This is a genomic window from Haloarcula sp. CBA1115 (assembly GCF_000827835.1).
In the GTDB taxonomy this organism is placed as follows: domain Archaea; phylum Halobacteriota; class Halobacteria; order Halobacteriales; family Haloarculaceae; genus Haloarcula; species Haloarcula hispanica.
Genome location: NZ_CP010529.1, coordinates 3,022,799 through 3,038,930, shown reverse-complemented (window position 1 = coordinate 3,038,930; position 16,132 = coordinate 3,022,799). Strand labels below are relative to the sequence as shown.

Annotated in this window: 18 protein-coding genes; 9 read left to right on the top strand and 9 right to left on the bottom strand. The window is 63.6% G+C overall.

Translation table 11 applies throughout. The features are described 5' to 3' along the window. Positions 1-31: 31 nt before the first annotated feature. From SG26_RS15195 to SG26_RS15180, 5 genes are all read left to right on the top strand, one after another. Positions 32-1,090, top strand: coding sequence for a M20/M25/M40 family metallo-hydrolase (locus SG26_RS15195; protein ID WP_050038022.1), 1,059 nt, complete (start codon positions 32-34; stop codon positions 1,088-1,090). Between the two features lie 73 nt (positions 1,091-1,163). After that, positions 1,164-1,346, top strand: a complete 183-nt coding sequence (locus SG26_RS15190; RefSeq protein ID WP_004517917.1) for an LSM domain-containing protein — start codon at positions 1,164-1,166, stop codon at positions 1,344-1,346. After that, the gene (locus SG26_RS20780; RefSeq protein WP_004517916.1) at positions 1,343-1,516 is read left to right on the top strand and encodes a 50S ribosomal protein L37e; all 174 of its coding nucleotides are present in this window, start codon (positions 1,343-1,345) and stop codon (positions 1,514-1,516) included. Before SG26_RS15190 ends, SG26_RS20780 begins: the two co-directional genes overlap by 4 nt. A 14-nt stretch (positions 1,517-1,530) precedes the next feature. Continuing rightward, positions 1,531-2,973, top strand: a complete 1,443-nt coding sequence (gene purF, locus SG26_RS15185; RefSeq protein ID WP_050007107.1) for an amidophosphoribosyltransferase — start codon at positions 1,531-1,533, stop codon at positions 2,971-2,973. 61 nt (positions 2,974-3,034) lie between these two features. Next, on the top strand, positions 3,035-3,595 hold the full coding sequence (locus SG26_RS15180) for a GNAT family N-acetyltransferase (RefSeq protein WP_050038021.1): 561 nt from the start codon (positions 3,035-3,037) through the stop codon (positions 3,593-3,595). A gap of 85 nt (positions 3,596-3,680) precedes the next feature. Here the strand turns inward: SG26_RS15180 and SG26_RS15175 are convergent, their stop codons facing one another. Together SG26_RS15175 and SG26_RS15170 are read right to left on the bottom strand one after the other, a co-directional pair. Beyond that, positions 3,681-4,241: a DUF420 domain-containing protein gene (locus SG26_RS15175; protein ID WP_014040288.1), complete on the bottom strand. Its 561-nt coding sequence runs from the start codon at positions 4,239-4,241 to the stop codon at positions 3,681-3,683. 61 nt (positions 4,242-4,302) lie between these two features. After that, positions 4,303-5,838 (bottom strand): histidine kinase dimerization/phospho-acceptor domain-containing protein, encoded by a 1,536-nt coding sequence (locus SG26_RS15170; protein ID WP_050038020.1) that lies wholly within the window; start codon positions 5,836-5,838, stop codon positions 4,303-4,305. A 131-nt stretch (positions 5,839-5,969) separates the two neighbouring features. Between SG26_RS15170 and SG26_RS15165 the strand changes: the two genes are divergently transcribed. Then, positions 5,970-6,722 (top strand): TrmB family transcriptional regulator sugar-binding domain-containing protein, encoded by a 753-nt coding sequence (locus SG26_RS15165; RefSeq protein ID WP_050038019.1) that lies wholly within the window; start codon positions 5,970-5,972, stop codon positions 6,720-6,722. A 77-nt stretch (positions 6,723-6,799) separates the two neighbouring features. Here the strand turns inward: SG26_RS15165 and SG26_RS15160 are convergent, their stop codons facing one another. Beyond that, the gene (locus SG26_RS15160; RefSeq protein WP_050038018.1) at positions 6,800-9,073 is read right to left on the bottom strand and encodes a CDC48 family AAA ATPase; all 2,274 of its coding nucleotides are present in this window, start codon (positions 9,071-9,073) and stop codon (positions 6,800-6,802) included. Beyond that, complete coding sequence (locus SG26_RS15155) at positions 9,073-9,318, bottom strand: hypothetical protein (RefSeq protein ID WP_014040284.1); 246 nt, start codon at positions 9,316-9,318, stop codon at positions 9,073-9,075. The genes SG26_RS15160 and SG26_RS15155 overlap by 1 nt, the downstream gene beginning before the upstream one ends. A 147-nt stretch (positions 9,319-9,465) precedes the next feature. Between SG26_RS15155 and SG26_RS15150 the strand changes: the two genes are divergently transcribed. After that, positions 9,466-10,242 (top strand): alpha/beta fold hydrolase, encoded by a 777-nt coding sequence (locus SG26_RS15150; protein WP_050038017.1) that lies wholly within the window; start codon positions 9,466-9,468, stop codon positions 10,240-10,242. 25 nt (positions 10,243-10,267) lie between these two features. Here the strand turns inward: SG26_RS15150 and SG26_RS15145 are convergent, their stop codons facing one another. From SG26_RS15145 to SG26_RS15130, 4 genes are all read right to left on the bottom strand, one after another. Next, a complete protein-coding gene (locus SG26_RS15145; protein ID WP_050038016.1) occupies positions 10,268-10,954 on the bottom strand; it encodes a protein sorting system archaetidylserine synthase in 687 nt (228 codons plus the stop codon). Positions 10,955-11,024: 70 nt separating this feature from the next. After that, on the bottom strand, positions 11,025-11,717 hold the full coding sequence (locus tag SG26_RS15140; RefSeq protein ID WP_023843252.1) for a metal-dependent hydrolase: 693 nt from the start codon (positions 11,715-11,717) through the stop codon (positions 11,025-11,027). 191 nt (positions 11,718-11,908) lie between these two features. Next, a complete protein-coding gene (locus SG26_RS15135) occupies positions 11,909-12,205 on the bottom strand; it encodes a hypothetical protein (protein ID WP_050038015.1) in 297 nt (98 codons plus the stop codon). A gap of 14 nt (positions 12,206-12,219) precedes the next feature. Then, positions 12,220-12,744 (bottom strand): DoxX family membrane protein, encoded by a 525-nt coding sequence (locus tag SG26_RS15130; protein WP_050038296.1) that lies wholly within the window; start codon positions 12,742-12,744, stop codon positions 12,220-12,222. A gap of 220 nt (positions 12,745-12,964) precedes the next feature. Between SG26_RS15130 and SG26_RS15125 the strand changes: the two genes are divergently transcribed. Together SG26_RS15125 and SG26_RS15120 are read left to right on the top strand one after the other, a co-directional pair. Continuing rightward, positions 12,965-14,428, top strand: coding sequence for an RNA-splicing ligase RtcB (locus SG26_RS15125; RefSeq protein ID WP_050038014.1), 1,464 nt, complete (start codon positions 12,965-12,967; stop codon positions 14,426-14,428). A 55-nt stretch (positions 14,429-14,483) separates the two neighbouring features. Further along, the gene (locus tag SG26_RS15120) at positions 14,484-14,900 is read left to right on the top strand and encodes a universal stress protein (protein ID WP_050038013.1); all 417 of its coding nucleotides are present in this window, start codon (positions 14,484-14,486) and stop codon (positions 14,898-14,900) included. Between the two features lie 15 nt (positions 14,901-14,915). Here SG26_RS15120 and SG26_RS15115 read toward each other — a convergent pair whose 3' ends face one another. Further along, positions 14,916-16,055 carry an acyl-CoA dehydrogenase family protein gene (locus tag SG26_RS15115; RefSeq protein ID WP_014040276.1) on the bottom strand — a complete coding sequence of 380 codons (1,140 nt, stop codon included), beginning with the start codon at positions 16,053-16,055 and terminating at the stop codon, positions 14,916-14,918. Positions 16,056-16,132 lie beyond the last annotated feature (77 nt).

Sequence of the window (16,132 nt, the reverse complement as noted above, 5' to 3'; positions counted from 1 at the left end):
TTTTCATGACCACGGGGTGATTATCCCGCGTATGGACACACGACGACGCGAGTTTCTGGAATCGCTTCTGACGACGCCCGGCCCGTCGGGGTACGAGGCCGACAGCCAGCGGGTGTGGCTCGACTACGTCAGCGAGTTCGCCGACGAGGTCCGAACGGACGACTACGGCAACGCCGTCGCGAAGGTCGAAGGTGGCGACACGACCGTCGCGCTCGCGGGCCACGGCGACGAAATCGGCTTCATCGTCCGGGACCTCACCGACGACGGCTTCGTCAAACTGGGCCGCATCGGCGGCTCGGACAAGACCGTCTCGCGCGGGCAACACGTCACCATTCACACAGCCGACGGGCCGGTATCGGGCGTCGTGGGACAGACTGCGATTCACCTCCGGGACCCGGACGACGACTCCGTGCCGGAGATCGCCGAACAGCACGTCGATGTGGGGGCCGAGGACGGCGACGAGGTGGAATCACTCGTCGACCGCGGCGACCCGGTGACGTTCGTCCAGACGCTGAGCGAACTGGAGAACGGCCGCCTCGCGGCCCGGGGGATGGACAACCGTATCGGCATCTGGGCGGCCGCTGAAGGGCTTCGGCGCGCGGCGGAGGCCGATGCAGAGGCGACAGTGTACGCCGTCTCCACGGTGCAGGAGGAAGTCGGCGTGCAGGGCGCGAAGATGGTCGGGTTCGACCTCGCGCCGGACGTCGCCATCGCTGCTGACGTGACACACGCGACGGACTCGCCGGGTTCGCCGGGCAAAGCCGACACCGGCGTCGAACTCGGTGCGGGACCGGTCGTCGCTCGCGGGAGCGCGAACCATCCGGTCGCCGTCGACGCTCTCCGAGAGACCGGCAAAGAGGAGGACATCGACATTCAGTTGCAGGCGACGGGCAGCAGGACCGGAACCGACGCGGACGCCTTCTACACTTCTCGGGGTGGGATTCCGTCGGTCAACGTCGGACTTCCGAACCGCTACATGCACACACCGGTCGAGGTCATCGACCCCGACGACCTCGACGCGCTCGCGGACCTGCTGGCCGGCTTCGCCGTCCGAGCGGCCGACCGAGCGCCCTTTAGCGTCGACGTGTAGGGAAGCGGACCGGCCTCGCGCGTGCCACCATACAAACGGTACGTTTAAGCGCCCGTCACTATCCAAACCGTACATGAGTGGACGACCGCTGGATGTACTCGAAGCGTCCCTCGGTGAGACAGTCACCGTACAGCTGAAAGGTGGCGAACTCTTTGAAGGAGAACTCACCGGCTACGATCAACACATGAACCTCGTCGTCGAGGATGAAGACACAACGATTATACGCGGCGATAACGTCGTCTCAATTACTCCATGACTGGCGCAGGAACTCCGAGTCAGGGCAAGAAAAACACCACGACGCACACGAAGTGTCGACGGTGTGGCGAAAAGTCGTATCACACGAAAAAGAAGGTCTGCTCGTCGTGCGGTTTCGGCAAGTCGGCCAAGCGGCGTGACTACGAGTGGCAGTCGAAAGCGGGCGAATAACACACTCAACACAAATGCACGAGAAGTGCGGCGTTGTTGGCATCTCTTTGGAGGACCGTGACGCCGCCCGACCGCTTTACTACTCCTTGTACGCGCTCCAGCACCGCGGTCAGGAATCAGCCGGTATCGTCACCCACGACGGGTTCCAGCAGTACAGCCACGTCGAGATGGGCCTCGTCGGTGACGCCTTCGACCCCGGTGACCTGGAATCGCTCAACGGCGCGAACGGTATCGGCCACGTCCGATACCCGACCGCCGGGAGCGTCAACGCCTGCTGTGCCCAGCCGTTCTCCGTCTCGTTCAAGTCGGGGTCGCTGGGGCTGTCCCACAACGGGAACCTCGTCAACGCCGACGAGATCGGCGACGAACTGGCCGACCTCGGCCACGCCTTCACTTCAGACGGCGACACCGAGGTCATCGCCCACGACCTCGCGCGTAATCTCTTAGAGGAGGACCTGGTTCGGGCTGTCAAGCGAACGATGAACCGTATCCACGGGTCGTACTCGCTGACGATTATGCACGACGAGACGGTGCTCGGCGTGCGCGACCCGCAGGGGAACCGGCCGCTGTGTATCGGCGAACTCGAGGACGGCTACGTCCTCGCCTCCGAATCAGCCGCCATCGATACGCTCGACGGCGAACTCATCCGGGACGTCAAGCCCGGCGAACTCGTCGTCTTGCACGCCGACGGCACCGGCTACGACACCTACCAGCTCGTCGAGCCCGAGAACACGGCCCACTGCTTCTTCGAGCACGTCTACTTCGCGCGACCGGACTCGACCATCGACGAGAACCTCGTCTACGAGGTCCGGCGCGAACTGGGCCGGAAACTCTGGGAGGAGTCCGGCGTCGAATCCGATGTCGTGCTCCCGGTTCCTGACTCCGGGCGCGCGTTTGCCTCGGGCTACGCAGAGGCCGCACAGGACGACGGCTCGGACATCGAGTTCGCAGAGGGGCTGATGAAAAACCGGTACGTCGGCCGGACGTTCATCATGCCGACTCAGGACGAGCGCGAACGGGCCGTCCGGTTGAAACTCAACCCCATCAAATCGACCATCGAGGGGAAAAGCGTCACCATCATCGACGACTCTATCGTCCGCGGGACCACCTCGACGCAACTGATTCAGTTGCTGAAAGACGCCGGTGCCGAGGAGGTCCACGTCCGCATCGGCGCGCCGCCCATCGTCGCCCCGTGCTACATGGGCATCGACATGGCCTCCCGCGATGAACTCATCGCCGGGAACCAGTCCGTCGAGGAAATCCGTGAGGAAATCGAGGCGGACTCGCTGTCGTATCTCTCTATCGATGCCATCGCGGAAACGCTGGACAAGAGCCGGTCTGACCTCTGTCTCGGCTGTGTCACCGGCGAATACCCCTACGACATTGATGGCGAGGCGACGGACCGCGACGTGGCCCGCCCGGACATCGGCACGCAGTCGCGCCCAGCTGACGACTAAGGCGGCTGTGAGCGGCCACAAGGGCATCACGTTTTTACTGCCTCCGGGTGAGCGTCCAGCCATGCCTGGTCCCGCGTTTCTCGAAACCGAGCGGACAGCCCTCCGGTCACCAGACCGCGACGACCTCGACTGGATACGGCAGGTGTTCCACCACGAACAGGTCTGGGGGCTGGGGACGTACGCGAAACCCTCAACGGCCGACCAACTGGAGACGTTCTATGAGGAGACACTTTCCAATGAGGACTCGGTTCATCTGCTGGTCTGTGTCGACCCGGCCGGGAGTCCCGGACGGGTCGAGGACCGAACCGAACCGGTCGGGCTCGTCGCCATGACTGACCACGACCCGGAGCGGGGCACAGCCGAACTGGGCTACTGGCTTGACCCGGACGCCTGGGGCGAGGGGTACGCCACTGAGGCGGCGGGCAGACTGGTCCGGTACGGCTTCGACCAGCGGGCGCTCCGGAAGTGGTCGGCAAAGATTGTGGGCGGGAACGACCGCTCCGTCGCGGTGGTCGAACGGCTTGGATTCACGAAGGAAGGGACACACCGCGAAGAGTGGTATCTCGACGGCGCGTGGCGTGACATGTTGTGGTTTGGGTTGCTCCGAACGGAGAGCGACTGATAGTGAGTATTGCGACTGGTTGCCGCTCCGACCGCACGCTGTCGTGCGGTCGATGTGGTACTGACTCGCAATAATCACTATGACGTTACCAGACCAGATACAGCATCGCGTAGACGGCGATCCCCATCGAGAAGGAGATCAGCCACAGCCCCGCGGCCAGCTTTCCGGCCCGCGGGTGGTTCGTCGACGGCAGTTCCGAGACGGGGTACGTGTAGGCCAGCAGCAGGACGTAGTACACCGCCGGGATGGCGATGATGGCAAGCAGGATGTGGATAGCGAGGAAGGGGAGATAGAAGTACGTCTCGACGACTGCCGGGCCGGTGAAGTCCGTCGGCCCTTCAAGCGTTATCCGGTAGAGGTACAGGACGAGAAACAGAGCGAACAGGCCGAACGAGGAGAGCATCAGCTTCCGGTGTCGGGCGACATCGCCGCGGCGGATCGCTCGGATACCGCCGACGATTGTTCCGATAGCGAGGGCGCTGACCACGGCGTTGGCGTGGGGGATCGCCCCGAGTACGCTCGCGGGCGCAGCCGGGAGAGCGGACTGTGGAATCGCCCCGAGAACGGCCCCGAACACGAGCGCGAGCGACACGACCGTCAACAGGCCAGTGAGTGCTGGCACGCGATACCGAGCCTGAAGATCCATACCACAACTCCGGACTGGACGCAAAATACGGTTTCGAGTCACGTACGGCGAGGCGGGGTCGCTACGTGGTTTTCGCTGCCGGCCGCTCGACGTCGGTTACGTCCAGTCGGACCCGTCCCGTCGAGTCGTTGGAGAGGGCGGTTTCCCACCCGTGACCGCGTGCGATTTCCCGGATCACGGCGAGGTGGAGCCCGACCCCTTCGTCACTGGAGGCGTAGTAGAGTTCAAACGGTTTCTCGTTTCCCGTCTCCAACGGGGTGCCGTCGTGTTCGAGGGCGAACCCGTCGACCGTGTCCGTGATCGTTATCTTCTCGGTATTGCCCTGCTCCGTCGCGAACCGGAAGAAGTTCTCCGCGAGCTGACACAGTCGGCCACTATCGGCCAGTATCGTCTCGGTACAGTCGATTTCGATGGTCGACCCGTCGGTGTCGACCGTCGTCCAGGCGTTCGCCATCACGTCTGAGAGTGTTACCGGCTCGACGGTGTACTGTCGGCCACCCTGACGGGCGATTTCCATGAGGTCGTCGATGAGAAACGACATGCGGGTGTGGCTGCGCTGGATGGCGTCGAACTCCTCGGCGGCGTGTTCCGCGGCTAGCAGTTCGACTCGTCCCATCGCCGCCTGAAGCGGGTTCCGGAGCTCGTGTGAGATTATCTGTGCGAGCTCTCGGAGTCGCTCTTTTTGTCGTTCCAGTTCCGTCGTCCGCTGCTGGAGCGCGTCTTTCGTCTGGCTCGCGTCGATAGCCAGCGCGATGTTGTGGCCGACTTCCCGGAACGTGTCCTGTTCTTCCGTGTCGAAGATATCGACGCGGTCGGCGTACACTCCGAGGACGCCGTACGATGTCCCATCGTACACCAGTGGGACAGCGAGAACTCGGGCGCAGTCCGTTTCCAGTGCGTCTGTGTCATTTGCGAACGTTGCTGGGTCGATATCCGCAACGACCAGTCGGTCCTCCGACTCGGCGCGGCACAACGGCTCCGGCACGGTGATGGAGACGCGGTCCCGCTGTGAACCCAGCGCTCGAACGACCGGCCTGTCGTGCTGACAGGTCACCGTACAGGCTTCGCTGTATCTGGCTGTGCCCGCCAGAACCGCCGAGACGTCGCGTTCGATATCCACCCGCGACTGTGAGCGGACGAGCGCTTGATTGACCAGCCGGACGGCCTCGTTGAGCTGTTTTCGCTTGTTCGCCCGTTGACGGGCCGGGCTGGAAGCGACGGCGGCGTCGACCCGCGCCAGAAGCCGCTGGTGAGCGTCGCTCACTGTGCTCGGAACGTAGCCGAACACGTCGCGGCTGTAGGCCTCGCGGGCGATGTCGCCGTTTGTCACCTCGGCAAAGAGGACGACCGGGAGTTCGGGGTGATTTCGTTGCAGTCGATCAATAAGGGTCAACCCACCGAGATACTGTGTCCCGTCCGGGTTCTCCACTTCGCAGTTCGTGACGACACAGTCCGTGTCGTAGTCGCCGAGCGCACACTCCAGATCGCGAACACCGTCGAATTCGTGGACGGTGAGATCACTGTCCCGGAGCATCGAAATCGCGGCCCTGTCCTGGCTCGGACTACGGACAAACAGGACGGTGGGCTGTGACTTCATCACCCTTCCGAGGAGACACACGCATAAAGAAGTTACACCACGAAATACTCCATTGTTGACACCTCTACCATCTCAGCGACGCTATTGCCCATTTCAGGGGACGATTTATACACACGGCACCGTATCCTTTGATGATGGCACAACCGGGGCTGGAAATCCATCGGACCCAGTCGGCAGTCATCGATGCGATACAATCTCTTATCGACAGTGCCGAGGAGAGCCTCACGGTTGCGGTCCCGAAATCGTCCCTCCCGGAGTTTGTCCCGCAACTCAGCGCCGCTATCGAGCGGGATGTGCTGGTACTGTTACTGGTCCACGGCGATGCGACGGCACCGACGCCCGCATACGAGGATATCGCAACGGCGGTCAGGACAATCGAGAGCGGTATTACCCCACTGCTCGTGACCGCAGATATCCAGCGCGGACTCACTGGGCATTCCGGACTGCTGACCGACTCGATAGCAGAATATCAGGCGACCGAGTTCGACAACGAAAACCTCGCTCACGACGAATTCGCGATGTTCCTCGGCACCCACTGGCTGATGGGGACGGAACACTACATCGCTAGCGTGTGTGCGTTCCCGCGAACGTTCTCCGCGTTCCAGTTCGCGGTACTCATGGCGGCGCTGGCGTTGCGCGCGGGGACGGCGATCACTGCTCGCGCTCGGGTCATCTCGACTGCGGACCGGACGGAGACGACGATATCGGGACCGGTGATAAACGTCCGGCAGAGCGTCGTCTATCCCGCATCGAGCACGAACCCGGCCGAACGGTCACTCACTATCGAGACCGATGCCGGACCGGTCACTGTCGGCGGGGCCGGTGCGACGAAGGAAGCCTACGAGTGTCGCGAGATCACGCTGGACAGGGCTGACGACGAATAACGCAGCGAGAAAATCGCCTGTAAGACGTAACAATCAGCGTCGGTGTGTCGACCGTCGCTATCGAGTGCCGACCGTCGCTACTGGAAGGTGCGACTGGCCGTGCTCTCGTCAGTGACGCCGGGTTCGGCCCGGTCGAAGCGCTGCTCGATTTCGTCGTAGCGCTCGCGGGTCTCCTCGGTGACGCTGGGGCCGACTTCGGAGAGCGCGTGCTCGAAGTGGTCCATCGTCACGCGGACGTTGCTGACACTGTCGCCGATGTCCTCGGGGTCCACGCTGTTGATGAACTCCCGGGTCGCGGCCATCGACGCCTCGCGGGCGACCGCTTCGATGTCCGCGCCGACGTAGCCGTCCGTGCGGCTGGCCAGGTCGTCGAGGTCGACGCCGTCGGCCAGCGGCTTGTCGCGGGTGTGGACTTGGAAGATGGCGCGGCGCGCTTCCTCGTCCGGGACGGGCACATGGACGTGCCTGTCGAGTCGGCCGGGGCGCAGGAGCGCGTCGTCGATGAGGTCCGGCCGGTTCGTGGTCGCGACGACCACGACGTTCTCCATGTCCTCGATCCCGTCCAGTTCCGTCAGGAGCTGGGAGACGACGCGTTCGCCGACGCCGGAGTCGGTCGTGCCGCCGCCACGTTCGCCGGCGATGGAGTCGATCTCGTCGAAGAACACCACGGTCGGGGCGTTCTCGCGGGCCTTGCTGAACACTTCGCGGACGCCCTTCTCGGACTCACCCACGAACTTGTTCAGGAGTTCCGGCCCCTTCACGGAGATGAAGTTGGACTGGGCCTCGTTGGCGACGGCCTTCGCCAAGAGCGTCTTCCCGGTGCCGGGCGGGCCGTACATCAGTACGCCCTTCGCGGCTTCGAGGTCCATCGACTCGAACACGTCTTCGTACTCCAGAGGCCACTGAATGGTCTCCCGGAGCCGTTCCTTGGTGTCTTCGAGTCCACCGACGGAGTCCCAGGTGACGTCCGGGACTTCGACGAACACTTCCCGGAGCGCGGAGGGCTCGATGCCCTTCATCGCCTCGCGGAAGTCTTTGTCGCTGATCTCCAGGCGTTCGAGCACCTCGGCGTCGATCTCGTCGGATTCGAGGTCGAGTTCGGGGCGGATGCGCCGGAGGGCGTTCATCGCGCTCTCTTTCGTGAGGGTCGCGAGGTCAGCGCCGACGAAGCCGTGGGTGTTCTCGGCGTAGTTCTCGATGTTGATCTCCTCGGAGAGGGGCATCCCGCGGGTGTGGACCTGCAGGATCTCCTTGCGGCCCTTCTTGTCCGGGACGCCGATTTCGATCTCGCGGTCGAAGCGGCCGCCACGGCGCAAGGCGGGGTCGATATCGTCGACGCGGTTGGTCGCGCCGATGACGATGACCTGTCCGCGCTCTTCGAGCCCGTCCATCAGGCTGAGCAGCTGGGCGACGACGCGGCGCTCCACGTCGCCCTGGGTCTCGCCACGCTTCGGGGCGATGGAGTCGATCTCGTCGATGAAGACGATAGCGGGGGCGTTCTCCTCGGCCTCTTCGAAGACCTCACGGAGTTGCTCCTCGCTCTCGCCGTAGTACTTCGACATGATCTCCGGCCCGGAGATAGTGGTGAAGTACGCGTCGATCTCGTTGGCGACGGCCTTGGCCATCAGCGTCTTGCCCGTGCCGGGCGGGCCGTGCAGGAGGACGCCCTTCGGCGGCTCGATGCCGAGCTGCTGGAACAGTTCGGGGTGGCGCATCGGCAGCTCGATCATCTCGCGGACCTGTTCGAGTTCGCGGTCGAGCCCGCCGATGTCCTCGTAGGTCACGTCGGGAGTGTCGCTCGCTTCAGGTGCGCCCTCGCCGCTGTGGACCTGCTCGGCGGGCATCTCGCTGACCTGGATGTCCGTGGAGTCGGTCACGACGACCGTGCCGGAGGGCTCGGTCTCGGCGATCTTCAGCGGGATCTTCTGGCCGGACATCGAGGAGAGCGGTCCGAGGCCGAAGCTCACCGGAACCGTCTGGCCCTGCGTGACGGCCTGGCCGCTGAGGTTGTTGCGGATCATCGGACCGACGTTGCCCCGGACCCGAAGGTTCTGGGGCAGCGCGACGGTGACCGAGGTCGCGGGGTTGACGTCGGCCTTCTCGATGTTGACGGGGTCGTCGATACCGACGTTGGCCTCCTGGCGGAGCTGCCCGTCGATGCGGACGATGCCCTTCCCCTCGTCCTCGGGGTAGCCGGGCCAGACCCGGGCGACAGCGCGACTGTCCTGCTTCCCCTCGAGAACGATGTAGTCGCCGTTCTCGAGTTCGAGTTCGTCCATCGCGGCGCGGTCAATCGCCGCGAGGCCACGGCCAGCGTCTTTCTGTTTGAGTGGTTTAACAGTAAGTCTCATCAGTTATCTCCCTCGCCGTCTGACAGTTCGATAGTGAGAACCCCGTGGTTGATAAACGCTCGTGCGTCGCCAGCGGGGATCTCCTGTTCGTACTGGTGGCCGTCTGCGACGACGATGACGGTCCCGTCGACCACATCGACACTCGCATCGGCGGCAGGTCCCACGTCCGCCGCGAACACGACGCTGTCGTCGTACTCGAATCGGCGGAGGGGCGTCTCGTCGAACAACTGCTGTTCTGAAGTCATGCTAACTCAAAGTAAGCGTGACAAGTATATAAATCCATCGCCGAAATACGCTGTACGGCGGAAAAATGAGTGTAGTTGCTTGAATGCGGTTCACACCTCAGCTGAGCGCGCCAACCTTTTATCCACACCGCTTCCGAACGGTGTCGCATGGAACGGGTCAATCACGACGGGCGAGTCACGGCGTACAGACAGACACAGCCTGCGGCATCGGGGCCGACGGCGCTGTATGTCCACGGCAGCGGGGCGACACACCGCGTGTGGGGTCGTCAGTACGCGCCATCCGGACCGGCTCACCCCGCCGTCGCACTGGACCTGTCAGGGCACGGAGATTCGGACGATATCGACACCGACGCCGGGACCACGACACTCGACGCCTACGCGGACGACGTGGTCGCTGTGGGGCGGGAGACAGACGCGGAGGTGCTGGTCGGGAACTCGCTGGGCGGGGCCGTCGCCCAGTGGGTCGCACTGGAGCGGGACTGGACGCCCGAGGCGATAGTGTTGCTGGGGACCGGCCCCGAACTCCCGGTGTTCGAAGGATTACAGGAGTGGCTCGCGGACGACTGGGACCGCGCCGTCGAGTTCCTGCACGAACGGGACCGCCTGTTCCACGACACCGACTACGAGGCCGTGTCGCGCTCCCACGAGCAGATGGCGGCGGTCGGGCAGGCGGTGACCCGCCGCGACTTCATGACGTGTCACGGTTTCGACGTGCGCGAGCGACTGGGCGAGATTGACGTGCCCCTGCTGGCCGTCTGTGGCGAACACGACAAACTGACCCCGCGTGCGTATCACGAGACACTGGCCCGCGAGGTCCAAGACGGAGCGGTGTCGTTTATTCCCGACGCTGCACACCTCGCGATGGTCGAACAGGCCGAGACGTTCAACGACGTCCTAGAGGAGTTCATCGATGACACGGTCTGAGCGGGCCTGAGCGGCTGGAGAGGGGTTACTCTCCGGAGTAGACCCACGGCCCGAGCGCGAAAAACAGCAGCGCGATGGCGAGCATCGCCCGCGGCCCAGCCCGGAAGAACGCCGCTGGTGCGACGACGGCGACGGCCTGCACGACACCCATCGGGATGGCGTGTTTCGGCCCTGGCTTGGGGTAGTCGAAGGGCGCAATCATCGCAAGCGAGAGGCCGAGCGCGCCGACGCTCAGCACGAGCGGGTTCGTGACGCCGCTCAGATACGCCGTCGCGATGATGATACTCCCGAGCGTGTTCGGCATACCCGGCCGCTCGTCGGGAGAATCGAAGTACGTCGAGTAGAACGCGGTCCGGACGATAGAGCACACGACGTACGCGGAGGCGAGCAGGGCGAGGCCGATGAACACGGCCGGGTGGGCGGACTCGATGCCGCCGTAGGCGTCTGTCAACAGCACGTACAGAAAGAGGCTCGGTGTCGCGCCGAAGGAGACCACGTCAGTCACAGAGTCGAGCAGCGGGCCGACCGCCGAACTGTCGCCGTTCCGGGCGACGATCCCGTCGATAGCGTCGGCGATAACAGCCAGCAGAATGAGCCGAGCGGCCAGATGCGGGTCGGTGAAGGCGATGGCTCCGGCGACGAACCCGACGACGGCGTTGAACAACGTCACCGTGTCGGCGACACTGAGTCGTCGGCGTACCTCGAAGCCCATGGTTCCCCGGTTGGCCACGGCGTATATGAAGGACTCGAAAACGAACGCTACGCAGTGCCGACCGGCCGCGTTACTCCTCCGGGAGGTCGTGGCCGATAACGAGGCGAGCGGTGGTGGCGAGCGTCCCAACGACGAGGACGACCAGTTCCCAGCCGCTTCGGGCGATGGGGAACACGCGGTCGACGTTTTCTGGTTCCGGTTGTCCCGGATTCGGGTCGATGCCGGTACTCATCTGTACCTCGCTGGAGTTGCCCATCGACTGCGTGGTCGACCCGCCGCTCCCGCCCGTGCCGGTGCCACCGGAAGCCTGAGAGGACGGCTCGGGCAGTTCGACGAACGTCTGGACGATGCCGCGCTGGCTCGACAGCTCCAGATGGCCGCTGAGCTGATAGAACTGGTCGTACAGCGGCCAGAAGAGGTTCGCACCGCCCGTAATCATGTCAAGCAGGACGTGGCCCACCGCATACACCACGACACAGAACCAACTGACTCGAACACCGTAGGCCCCCCATCGGCCCCTGATATACGAGTCGTCGCGCACGTACAGGTCAACTGCGATGAGGAGCGCCAGCACCGCGGGGATGACGAGGTTCGTCGTCGCAGCCCGGTGGCCGGCCTGCCAGTAGAGGCCCACGAACGCGTCTACATCGGGAAACGTGACAACAAGTATCGACAGGAGCAACGACCGCTTGTCGAATGCAGCACCCAGCAGCGTTGCGGCGAGTAACCCAACGAAGGCGTAGTGAACCACCAGCGAAGGCATATAGATATCAACACCACCACAGAAATGAGCGTTGTGGTGGGCGCTATCAGAATGAGAAACTACCCCACTTGATTAATATACCCATAGTAAATACGTTGTTAGTGGGGAATCGGTGGGGTGGTGCGGCACCCACTATCACTTCTGTAAACAGTATCGACACACCGAGTCAAAACAGCGAAAACGAGAACCGCTCAGTCTGCCGTGATTTCCTGCTGTGCCGTGGCCGTCTGATTCTTCATTGGGGCGACGAGCCTGTAGAGCCCGTACAGAGCCAGGACCAGGAGGCCGGCCAGGACCAGTCCGGTCCGGAGCGTCGGATCGATCATCGGAGTCGCGATTATCTCGCCCGCGTCGTTCGTCAGCGGTGCCGCGCTGTAGGGCTTACCCGCCAGTATCTCCACGATGCCGAGGACGACGACGCCCAGCAGCATCAGTCCGCCGCTGAGTGCCATCGCCGCTTTGTCGATGACGGTGGTGTGTTGTTGCATTGGTGGTCACCTCCTTAGCCGAGCAGGTACCTCAGTTTCGGGTGTCGTTTGACCAGTTTGGTCTTCTCGATGATCGCGTCGAGGCCGTAGTAGCGACCGGTAGCCAGCACGATCATCGTCATGAACAGCAGCATGCCCATGAAGTCGCTGTTGACCAGCCCGTGGCCGAACTCCGCGTTGCCGATCCAAAACAGGGCCATGAAGAAGACCCCGAAGACGGAGGCGAGCCTGACTAGCGCGCCGACCATCAGTCCCAGCCCGATGAGCGTCTCGCCCAGCGGGACCATTGCCTGAATGAGCCAGCCAAGGTATTCGCCCATCAGCACGGGGAGCGGACCGAGTGCCGTGCCAGTCATCTGCTTGAGATACGTCGGCCCGTAGCTGTAGGCCAGCCCGTTCTCGATGAGCTTCGTTACGCCTGCGTGGAAGAACCACCAGCCGGTTACGACACGCAGGAACGCCAGCCAGTACGCGGTCCAGGCCCCGCCGAGCTCGAGCTCGAAGTCGTCTGCCAGGGGGTTCGCCGCTTGATAGGACATCTGTGTCACCTCACATATGGAGTTCCGCGCCGCAATGATATATAAGGGAGCGGGCGTTCCCACCGAGTGAAAACACATCTCAGCGCCTGAGAAGGGATGTATCAGCCGTTTAGCGTTTCGACAGCTGTTCGGTTGCGTTTTTATTTCCTCCGACGGGGAGACACCCACTCACGGGCCACCGTGAGGTTCAAACCATCCATGCAACTACGGTAGGACACCAATGGTACTCGAACTGACGGGCGAACACACCACAGCGCGGGTGATGGTTGACGACGAATCGCTCGTCGAGGCTGGGTGTCGGGAGCAGATAGAGACGCTCATCGACCATCCTGCGTTCACCGAACCGGTGCGGATCATGCCGGACACGCACTGGGGGGCCGGCGCACCCATCGGCTTCACGATGCCGCTTGGCGACCGCGTCGTCCCGAACATCGTCGGCGTCGACGTCGGCTGTGGGATGGCCGCGACGAACCTCGGGCCGGAGCTCCCGCTGGAAGACGAAGAGCGCGAGCGCCGCGTCCGCGAGGCGGTCCCGATGGGGCGGTCGGTTCACGACTACGACGACGCGGTCCATTTCGTCGAGGAGTTCCCGTTCGAGCGGGCCAACCGCATCTTCGAGCAGTTCGACGCGGCCTACGCCGAGCGGTTCGGCGAGCACATCGACCCTGTAGAGTTCGATTTCGACGGCTACGACGAGGAGTACTTCGAGTCGCTGTGTGACCGCGTGCTGGCCGACCAGCGCCAGGGAATGGGGTACATAATCAAGAGTGCGGGGACGCTGGGCGGCGGGAACCACTTCGTCGAGTTCGGCCGGGCACACGAGTCGGGCGACTACTGGCTGGTCATCCACAGCGGGTCCCGGTATCTGGGTAAGTCTGTCGCCGAGTACTGGCAGTCGACGGCGACGGACCGTCGGACCATCGGCGAGATCCGCGAGCAGATCCCCGACGAGTACGTCGAGTATCTCAAGTTCGACCCCGATACAGTCGAATCGCGGGACCTCTACGCCTGGGTCACCGGCGGCATGGGCGAGTCCTACATCCGGAAGGACCGCCTCCGGCGCGAACTCGACGGCAAGGAAATCGAGGACGCCTTCGACGCGCTGGGACAGGTCCAGGACGCCATCCACAGCAGCGACGACGAGGACCGCAACACGGACTTAGACTGGCTCGAAGGCCGCGAGGCTCACGGCTACCTCGTCGACATGCTGTTCGCCCAGCAGTACGCCCGCTGGAACCGCGAACTGATGAGTGACGCCGTCTGCGACGCGCTGGGGATCGACCCCGTCGACCGCTTCCAGTCGATTCACAACTATATCGATTTCAGGGACCTGACCATCCGAAAGGGGGCGACCCCGGCCCGCGAGGGACAGCGGCTGCTGGTCCCGTTCAACATGGCCGACGGGTCGATTATCGCACGCGGGAGGGGCAACGACGAGTACCACCAGACAGCGCCGCACGGCGCGGGTCGCGTGATGAGTCGCCGACAGGCCCACAGCGAGGTCGACATGGACGAGTTCGCCGCAGCGATGGACGGTATCTACTCGGAGTCCGTCATCAAAGGCGTCCGGGACGAAGCGCCGATGGCGTACAAGAACGCCGACGCGATACTCTCGGCTATCCAGCCCACTGCCGAGGTCGTCGAGTACGTCGACGCCGTCCATAATCTGAAGGCGACTGAGTGAGCGGACCTGTTAGTTCGGCAGAAAGTGATTTGCACGCGAAGGCCTTGTGTCCTGTATGACCATTCTCGTGGCTATCGCCAACGATTCGGTCTCTCCGGCGGTCATTGATACGGCAGTTCGACTCGCTGACGGGCTCGACGAGGAACTGTACGTCGTCCACCTCGTCGACGAGGACACCGCCGACGGCACGGCCATGCAACTCCGGGACGAGATGCGCGAGCGGTTCCGCGACGCCACCGTCGTGGCGACGGTCGCCATCGAACACGTCGGTCGGTCCGCGATGCGTTCGGGCACGCGGATCGGCAACGAACTACTGGAACTCGCAGCCGACGTGGATGTTCGGCACATCGTCATGGGCCACGAGCCGAAGGGGCTGGCCGGCAGACTCCGGGAAGGCGACGCCGCAGTCGCTGTCATCGACGCCGCCGACGTGCCCGTTACTATCGTCCCCGAACGCCCGTCCGACGTGTAAGCGTCGCTCTGAGTATCACAGACCCAGTTCCCGGCCGAGTACCATTCGCTGAATCTCGCTTGTCCCCTCGCCGATTTCCATGAGCTTCGCGTCCCGGTAGAACCGCTGTGGCGCGAAATCAGTCGTGTAGCCGTACCCGCCAAGCACCTGGACGGCGTCCTCGGCGACCTCACGACAGATTTCGCTGGCGTCGAGCTTTGCCAGCGAGGAGAGCCGCGTCACGTCCTCGCCTTGGTCGTACATCGTCGCCGCCTTGTGGGTCAGCAGGCGGGCGCGCTCGATTTTGCGGTCCATCTCGACGATCTTGTCCCGGACGGCGTCGAACTTCGAGATGGGGCGGTCGAACTGCTCGCGTTCGGTGGCGTAGGACTTCGCGGCCTCGAAGGCCCCCTGTGCGAGCCCCGTCGAGAGCGCAGCAATAGAGATGCGGCCGCCGTTGAGCGTCTTCAGCGTCTGCTCCCAGCCGTCGCCTTCGTCGCCGAGCAGTCGGTCCGCGGGAATCCGACAGTCGTCGAACTGGAGTTCGCAGGTCGGTGAAGCGTTCAGCCCCATTTTGTCCCACTCGGTCGTCACCTCCCAGCCGTCGTCATCGGGACCGACGATGAACGTCGAGATGCCGTCGTAGCCGGACTCAGGATCGGTGACGGCTTTGACTAGCACCGACCCGGCGACGGAGGCGTTCGTGATGAACTGCTTGGTGCCGTTGATGACGTACTCGTCGCCGTCCCGCTCGGCCGTCGTGTCCATGTCGCTGGCGTCGCTCCCGCTGCCCGGTTCAGTCAGCGCCCAGCCGCCGAGGTGTTCGCCGGAAGCGAGCGGTGTGAGCCAGCGCTCTTTCTGTGCATCTGTGCCAAACAACTCTATGGGCTTGCTTCCGAGCGAGGTATGGGCCACGTACGAGAGCCCGATGCTCCCGGAAACGCGCCCGAGTTCCTCGGCGACGAGCGCGTACATCAACGTATCGCCGCCCAGACCACCCCACTCCTCGCTGATCGGCACACCCATGACATCAAGCTCGCCCAGTTCCTCGAATATTTCCGCCGGAAACCGGTGCTCGTCCTCTATCTCCTGGGCTATCGGCTGAATCTCGTTCTCGCAGAACTCGCGGACCGAATCCCGTATCATCCGGTGTTCGCCGGGAACGTCGAACTCCATACCGAATCTATGTCCTGTGTTATTAAATAGCACACGGAGGCAGACACAAGCCATTTGCCCGTCCACGGCTTTTCTCA

Excerpts from the sequence above, each read along its gene's own strand:
- SG26_RS15195 (WP_050038022.1), top strand. The coding sequence starts at position 32 with ATGGACACACGACGACGCGAGTTTCTGGAATCGCTTCTGACGACGCCC.
- SG26_RS15190 (WP_004517917.1), top strand. The coding sequence starts at position 1,164 with ATGAGTGGACGACCGCTGGATGTACTCGAAGCGTCCCTCGGTGAGACA.
- SG26_RS20780 (WP_004517916.1), top strand. The coding sequence starts at position 1,343 with ATGACTGGCGCAGGAACTCCGAGTCAGGGCAAGAAAAACACCACGACG.
- purF (WP_050007107.1), top strand. The coding sequence starts at position 1,531 with ATGCACGAGAAGTGCGGCGTTGTTGGCATCTCTTTGGAGGACCGTGAC.
- SG26_RS15180 (WP_050038021.1), top strand. The coding sequence starts at position 3,035 with ATGCCTGGTCCCGCGTTTCTCGAAACCGAGCGGACAGCCCTCCGGTCA.
- SG26_RS15175 (WP_014040288.1), bottom strand. The coding sequence starts at position 4,241 with ATGGATCTTCAGGCTCGGTATCGCGTGCCAGCACTCACTGGCCTGTTG.
- SG26_RS15170 (WP_050038020.1), bottom strand. The coding sequence starts at position 5,838 with ATGAAGTCACAGCCCACCGTCCTGTTTGTCCGTAGTCCGAGCCAGGAC.
- SG26_RS15165 (WP_050038019.1), top strand. The coding sequence starts at position 5,970 with ATGATGGCACAACCGGGGCTGGAAATCCATCGGACCCAGTCGGCAGTC.
- SG26_RS15160 (WP_050038018.1), bottom strand. The coding sequence starts at position 9,073 with ATGAGACTTACTGTTAAACCACTCAAACAGAAAGACGCTGGCCGTGGC.
- SG26_RS15155 (WP_014040284.1), bottom strand. The coding sequence starts at position 9,318 with ATGACTTCAGAACAGCAGTTGTTCGACGAGACGCCCCTCCGCCGATTC.
- SG26_RS15150 (WP_050038017.1), top strand. The coding sequence starts at position 9,466 with ATGGAACGGGTCAATCACGACGGGCGAGTCACGGCGTACAGACAGACA.
- SG26_RS15145 (WP_050038016.1), bottom strand. The coding sequence starts at position 10,954 with ATGGGCTTCGAGGTACGCCGACGACTCAGTGTCGCCGACACGGTGACG.
- SG26_RS15140 (WP_023843252.1), bottom strand. The coding sequence starts at position 11,717 with ATGCCTTCGCTGGTGGTTCACTACGCCTTCGTTGGGTTACTCGCCGCA.
- SG26_RS15135 (WP_050038015.1), bottom strand. The coding sequence starts at position 12,205 with ATGCAACAACACACCACCGTCATCGACAAAGCGGCGATGGCACTCAGC.
- SG26_RS15130 (WP_050038296.1), bottom strand. The coding sequence starts at position 12,744 with ATGTCCTATCAAGCGGCGAACCCCCTGGCAGACGACTTCGAGCTCGAG.
- SG26_RS15125 (WP_050038014.1), top strand. The coding sequence starts at position 12,965 with ATGGTACTCGAACTGACGGGCGAACACACCACAGCGCGGGTGATGGTT.
- SG26_RS15120 (WP_050038013.1), top strand. The coding sequence starts at position 14,484 with ATGACCATTCTCGTGGCTATCGCCAACGATTCGGTCTCTCCGGCGGTC.
- SG26_RS15115 (WP_014040276.1), bottom strand. The coding sequence starts at position 16,055 with ATGGAGTTCGACGTTCCCGGCGAACACCGGATGATACGGGATTCGGTC.